Genomic DNA, 3,170 nt, shown 5'->3' with positions numbered 1-3,170 from the left:
TGGGCAACATGCTGATCCACCCGACCGAGCCGCGGGTGATCGCCGTCCTCGACTGGGAACTGTCCACCATCGGCCACCCGCTGGCCGACCTCGGCTTCGCGGCCATGCCCTTCCACACCAGCCCCGAGGAATACGGCGGCATCCTCGGCGCCGAGACCCAGGGCATCCCCTCCGAGGCCGAGTTCTTCGCGGCCTACCGCGAGGTCCACCCCGCCGTCCCCCCGCCCCAGCCCTTCCACATCGCCTTCGCGCTCTTCCGCTTCGCGGTGATCTTCACGGGCATCGCCGACCGCGCCGCCCAGGGCACCGCCGTCGACCCCGAAGCCGCCCGCTACGCCCCCCTCGCAAACCGCTTCGCGCACAGGGCATGGGAGGTGCTAGGGGAAACGCCGCCGAAGGGATGATCCGGCCCTCCGGGACAAGGGCCTCATCATCCGCAGCGATGCGGCAAGCCAGCCCGCCGTCAAGGGCATCCACTGGCAGCCAGGGCGCGAGGGCCAGCGAGGCGGCGATCGCGCTGCCCATCCCGCCGCAGCCGACCACAAGGGCGCGGCGGCCGGCAATTTCCTGCCCCTTGCACAGCAGGCCGCGCACGAAGCTCTCGCCGTCGAACGGGTCGGCGGTGAGCCGCTCGTCGGGCTCGGCCCGCACCGCATTGGCCGTCCCGGCGATGGCGGCAGTGGGGTCACATGATCCACAAGACCCATCGTCCTCACCTTGTGCGGCATCGTCACAAGCGCGCCGGTGCCGGTCAGAATCTCGTCATCCCGACACAGGACGCGGCACGCCCGACAAGCGGCTTCAGCGGTCGCGGCCGGGATGGATGGCGCAGCGGGTGCACCAATAAATGCGGCATGGGTGCCAGCAGAGGCACGGGAATGAACATGGCACAAGCCGCCCAGACCCCGGCCCGCTGGATGCGCGCTTCCGGCACGGATCATCGCCGCCGATGGCTTGCTTGTGCCGCGAAAGCCTTACGTGAACTGCTCGCGCATCATCCGCTCGTCCATCCCGCGGCCGGAGTCGAACAACAGGCGGTGGGCGATGCGCGGCTCGCTGCGGATTTCCACCCACAGCACCCGGTCCACCTGCTTGGCATCGGCGTCGGCCATGACCGGGCGCTTGCGCGGGTCCAGCACGTCCATGCGGATCACCGAATCGTGGCGCAGGATCGCCCCCCGCCAGCGCCGGGGGCGGAAGGGCGCCAGCGCGGTCAGTGCCAGCACGTCCGAGCCCATCGGCAGGATCGGTCCGCCCGCCGAATAGTTGTAGGCCGTGGACCCGGCGGGTGTCGCGACCAGAAGCCCGTCGCAGACCAGTTCCTCCATCCGCACGCGGCCGTCGACGCTGATGCGGATGCGGGCAGCCTGCGGACCCGCGCGCAGCATCGAGACCTCGTTGATCGCCAGCGCCCGGTATTCGTCGCCGTCCGGCGCGCCCGCCACCATCGACAACGGGTTGATGACGGTTTCCTCGGCGGTGGCGATGCGCTGCGGCAGGTCGTCCTCGGCATAGTCGTTCATCAGGAAGCCGACCGTGCCCCGGTTCATGCCGTAAACCGGCCGCCCGAGGTTCTGCCGCAGCACCGACAGAAGAAAGCCGTCGCCCCCCAGCGCCACCACCGCGTCGGCGCGGTTCGCCGGGGTCTGGCCGTAGCGTTCCATCAGCCGGCCCATGGCAGATAGGGCGGTGTCGGTCTCGCTGGCGGTGAAGTGGATCGCGGTCATGCCGAGCATCCATGCACCCTGCCCGCCCCTTGGCAAGGCCCTGCGCGGACCGTTCCTTCCACGCACCGGAATTCAGCGGCTGCCTGCTGGATCGGGCGGGCCAAAGGGGCTAACACCCGACAAACCGGCCCGGAGGAACCCATGACCGACAGCACATTCTTCACCGAGACGCTTTCCACGCGCGATCCTGCGATCTTCGACGCGATCCGGGGCGAGCTTGGGCGGCAGCGCGACGAGATCGAGCTGATCGCGTCCGAGAACATCGTGTCCCGTGCGGTGCTCGAGGCGCAGGGCTCGGTGATGACGAACAAGTATGCCGAGGGCTATCCGGGCAAGCGCTACTACGGCGGCTGCGAGTTCGTGGACATTGCCGAGGACCTCGCCATCGACCGGGCAAAGCAGCTGTTCGGCTGCGACTTCGCGAACGTCCAGCCGAACTCGGGCAGCCAGGCCAACCAGGGCGTCTTCCAGGCGCTCTTGAAGCCCGGCGACACCATCCTCGGGATGAGCCTCGATGCGGGCGGGCACCTGACCCATGGCGCCAAGCCCAACCAGTCGGGCAAGTGGTTCAACGCGGTGCAATACGGCGTGCGCCAGCAGGACAGCCTGCTCGACTACGACCAGGTCGAGGCGCTTGCGAACGAGCACAAGCCCAGGGCGATCATCGCGGGCGGCTCGGCCATCCCGCGGATCATCGACTTCGCCCGGCTGCGAGAGATTGCCGACAAGGTCGGGGCATATCTGATCGTGGACATGGCGCATTTCGCGGGGCTGGTGGCGGCGGGGCTTTACCCCTCGCCCTTCCCGCATGCCCATGTGGCGACCACGACCACGCACAAGACGCTGCGGGGTCCCCGCGGCGGCATGATCCTGACCAATGACGCCGAGATTGCGAAAAAGGTGAACTCGGCCATCTTCCCCGGCATCCAGGGCGGGCCGCTGATGCATGTCATCGCCGGCAAGGCCGTGGCCTTCGGCGAGGCGCTGCGGCCGGAGTTCAAGGACTATTCGCGGCAGGTCGTCCTGAACGCGCAGGCGCTGGCTGACGAGCTGATGAAGGGGGGCCTCGACATCGTCACCGGCGGCACCGACACGCATCTGATGCTGGTGGACCTGCGACCCAAGGGCGTGAAGGGCAACCAGACCGAGGATGCGCTGGGCCGCGCCCACATCACCTGCAACAAGAACGGCATCCCCTTCGACCCGGAAAAGCCGACCGTGACCTCGGGGGTGCGGCTCGGCTCGCCCGCCGGAACCACGCGCGGCTTCGGCGAGGCCGAGTTCCGCCAGATCGGCCGCTGGATCGTCGAGGTCGTGGACGGCCTGGCCGCCAACGGCCCCGAAGGCAACGCCGAGGTCGAGACCCGCGTGGCCGCCGAGGTCAAGGCCCTCTGCGCAAGGTTCCCCCTCTACGACGGGATGTGAGACAAAGGGGCGCGCCGG

At 69.0% G+C, this 3,170-nt stretch carries 3 protein-coding genes; 2 read left to right on the top strand and 1 reads right to left on the bottom strand.

The window, feature by feature from the left end; all coding sequences use genetic code 11:
- The coding region (locus Q4F04_RS08400; protein ID WP_303369385.1) for a phosphotransferase at positions 1 to 404 on the top strand (404 nt) is incomplete at its 5' end.
- Between the two features lie 570 nt (positions 405 to 974).
- Here the strand turns inward: Q4F04_RS08400 and Q4F04_RS08395 are convergent.
- Positions 975 to 1,727 carry an NAD kinase gene (locus Q4F04_RS08395; protein WP_368660708.1) on the bottom strand — a complete coding sequence of 251 codons (753 nt, stop codon included), beginning with the start codon at positions 1,725 to 1,727 and terminating at the stop codon, positions 975 to 977.
- 141 nt (positions 1,728 to 1,868) lie between these two features.
- Here Q4F04_RS08395 and glyA point away from each other — a divergent pair, with 141 nt between their 5' ends.
- Positions 1,869 to 3,152, top strand: coding sequence for a serine hydroxymethyltransferase (glyA, locus tag Q4F04_RS08390; protein ID WP_303369383.1), 1,284 nt, complete (start codon positions 1,869 to 1,871; stop codon positions 3,150 to 3,152).
- Positions 3,153 to 3,170 lie beyond the last annotated feature (18 nt).

This window comes from Paracoccus sp. (in: a-proteobacteria) (assembly GCF_030536915.1).
GTDB lineage: Bacteria > Pseudomonadota > Alphaproteobacteria > Rhodobacterales > Rhodobacteraceae > Paracoccus.
Note: the sequence above shows the minus strand (reverse complement) of the source record. Positions and strands in the feature narration are given on the sequence as shown.